Below are 2,677 nucleotides of genomic sequence, written 5' to 3' on the forward strand. Positions count from 1 at the left end.
TCAAACCCCGTTATTTTTAAACTTACACACTTTTTGGGATAGTGTCATTTAAATTAATTTAAAGTATTACTATTTTGGAATTTCCAAACTTCTTCTTTTATACTCAACCTAACGAAAACCGAGAAAAATATACATTCAGTTTTGGTGAAAATGGTATTCACCACACTTTGATGTATGTAGCCCATAAAAAAGCGTTTGACTTTCACAAAAAAGATGATAATGTCAAGGATATTGATAACATTAATCCATATGAGCCATTTTTTGAAATGTCATCTTTTAAATTTTTTCGTTTTTTACGAAAAAATGCTATAGTTCAAGAATATCTACTAAAGGAGTTTGTTGTAAAAAATAAAATAAACCTTGGGAAACTTAAAAAGAATAACTGTTGGTTGTTACAACTAGAGAATATTAATTTTTCACAAGAAGTTTATAAAACCGAAAGAAAAGGAAGAATGTTGAAGTCAAATAAAAAATTTGAGTTTAAACAAATGATAAATGAAATGGAAATTTTACATCCTGATGAAATTAAAAACATCAATTGTAATGTTTTCAGTGTTGTGAAGTATAAAAATGGAATTACAACTTTCGAGGGCTTTATTTATAGAATAAATGGTAAGCTATATTTTTGGAACAAAAAGAATATTAATTTATTTTTTAAATTCTCTATGATAGCTATATATAATTTACTTTTTCAGTCAACATTTCTACATAAAGAAAAGCTTTTAAGTGATATAAAAACTTTGCTTAATAATAAATACAAATACTTATCCTTTTTGTAATTTCTATTCCTTAACAAAAATAATCACATCAAATGTTTTTTGTCCCATTTTTTTACTAAATTTGGGACAAAAATAACATCAAAATGAAACCACAATCTATTCACAATCAAATAGAAGAAAAAATAAAATCTTTAAAAAAAGGAAGTATTCTATTTATAGCCGATTTTATAGAGTTCGGTACTGCCGAAAATGTAAAAAAGGTATTATTGCGATTAGAAAAAAAAGAGGTTTTAATTCGCTTAGCACACGGTATTTATCTATATCCCAAAAACGATAAAATCCTTGGACCCCTATTCCCTTCGACAGAAGAAATTGCAGTAGCCATAGCAAAAAGAGATAAAGCAAGAATAATTTCTACAGGTGTACAAGCATTGCAACAACTTGGCTTATCAACACAAGTACCTATGAATGTAGTCTATTTGACTGATGGAGCACCAAGAAAAATTAAAGTTGGCAAAAGAACCATCACATTCAAAAAAACCACTCCCAAAAATCTAACTATTAAAGATAAAAAACTCAACATTGTAATCCAAGGATTAAAAGAGTTAGGCAAAGACAATGTAGATGAAAATGCTAAACAAAAAATTAAAAAAGTATTACACCAAATGTCCATTGAAAGCATAAAAGAAGATAGTGTTGCAGCACCAACATGGATTAGAAATACAATCCTTGAATTAATAAATAAAGACTAATATGAACGAGTGGCTTAAACTATCCGAAAAAAGACGGCTTGAAATACTAAACCAAGTCAACAATCAAACAGGACTTCCAACCGATACAATTGAAAAAGATTGGTGGGTAACCATTACGTTAAAAGCAATATTTTCTTCAAAATTTGCACCACATTTAGTTTTTAAAGGTGGCACATCATTAAGCAAAGCCTATAACTTAATAGAACGTTTCTCAGAAGATATTGACTTATCCATTGATAGAACAATCATAGGATTTGAAGGCGAGTTATCAAAAACACAAATAAAAAAACTTCGTAAAGCTTCGGGTAATTTTATAGTCGGAGAATTTAAAGAAGAATTGATTTCAGAACTAGAAAAGCTGGGAGTAAATAAAGAAAATTATAATTTAATCTTTGATGATGAAATAGATGATACCAGTGATCCACATCGTATAGAATTAGAATACAACTCAATAGTGGAACCAGGAGAATACATTCCGCAAAGGGTTATCATTGAATTAGGAGCAAGAGCTTTGCTAGAGCCAAACGAACAAAAAGAAATTCAATCAATCATTGGCCAAATATATCCGGAACAAGCTTTCACCATTCAACCATTTGAAGTAATTGTAGTTGTACCAACCAAAACCTTTTTAGAAAAAATAATGTTACTGCATGAAGAATTTCTAAAGCCAACCGAAAACATAAGACATTACAGAATGTCAAGACATCTTTACGATATAGAAAAACTAATGGACCACGATTATGGAAAAGAAGCAATAAAAAATAAGGAACTATTCGAAACACTAGTCCAACACCGAAGTAAATACACACCTATAAGAGGGATTTCGTATGATTTACACACACCACAAACAATAAATTTCATTCCACCAGCTGAAGTAACTGAACTTTGGAAAAAAGACTACCAAGCCATGCAGGACTTTATGATTTATGGAGAGACATTGGAGTTTGAAAATCTTATAGCAAGAATGTATGAACTAAAAGAAAGATTTTTATAAAAACATGGTATTAGCAGCGATATATATACATCAAAATTCACTACCATATATTTTTGGAGAAAATCATAATGGTCTAACAATAAATTTTGGAGGCAAATTTTTTTATAAACTTGAAGAGAACTCAAATTATGATGTCTTTTTGAAAGAAAAAAAAGAAAATATAAAATGTTTTAGTACACGACAAAAAATATAATTGATTAAAAATCAATAAA

Annotated in this window: 3 protein-coding genes; all 3 read left to right on the plus strand. The window is 28.8% G+C overall.

Annotated elements, in window-relative coordinates; all coding sequences use genetic code 11:
- Window positions 1-74 precede the first annotated feature (74 nt).
- The 3 genes from CHU92_RS00975 to CHU92_RS00985 all read left to right on the plus strand — a co-directional run bounded on the left by CHU92_RS00975 (window position 75) and on the right by CHU92_RS00985 (window position 2,465).
- A complete protein-coding gene (locus tag CHU92_RS00975) occupies window positions 75-779 on the plus strand; it encodes a hypothetical protein (protein WP_129582967.1) in 705 nt (234 codons plus the stop codon).
- Between the two features lie 83 nt (window positions 780-862).
- Window positions 863-1,471: a DUF6088 family protein gene (locus tag CHU92_RS00980; protein ID WP_094411702.1), complete on the plus strand. Its 609-nt coding sequence runs from the start codon at window positions 863-865 to the stop codon at window positions 1,469-1,471.
- A 1-nt stretch (window position 1,472) separates the two neighbouring features.
- Window positions 1,473-2,465, plus strand: coding sequence for a nucleotidyl transferase AbiEii/AbiGii toxin family protein (locus CHU92_RS00985; protein WP_094411704.1), 993 nt, complete (start codon window positions 1,473-1,475; stop codon window positions 2,463-2,465).
- Window positions 2,466-2,677: the final 212 nt, after the last annotated feature.

This window comes from Flavobacterium cyanobacteriorum, assembly GCF_002251835.1.
Classification (GTDB): domain Bacteria; phylum Bacteroidota; class Bacteroidia; order Flavobacteriales; family Flavobacteriaceae; genus Flavobacterium; species Flavobacterium cyanobacteriorum.

Bases quoted from the DNA above. Each gene is read 5' to 3' on its own strand.
- CHU92_RS00980 (WP_094411702.1), top strand. From the start codon at position 863: ATGAAACCACAATCTATTCACAATCAAATAGAAGAAAAAATAAAATCT.
- CHU92_RS00985 (WP_094411704.1), top strand. From the start codon at position 1,473: ATGAACGAGTGGCTTAAACTATCCGAAAAAAGACGGCTTGAAATACTA.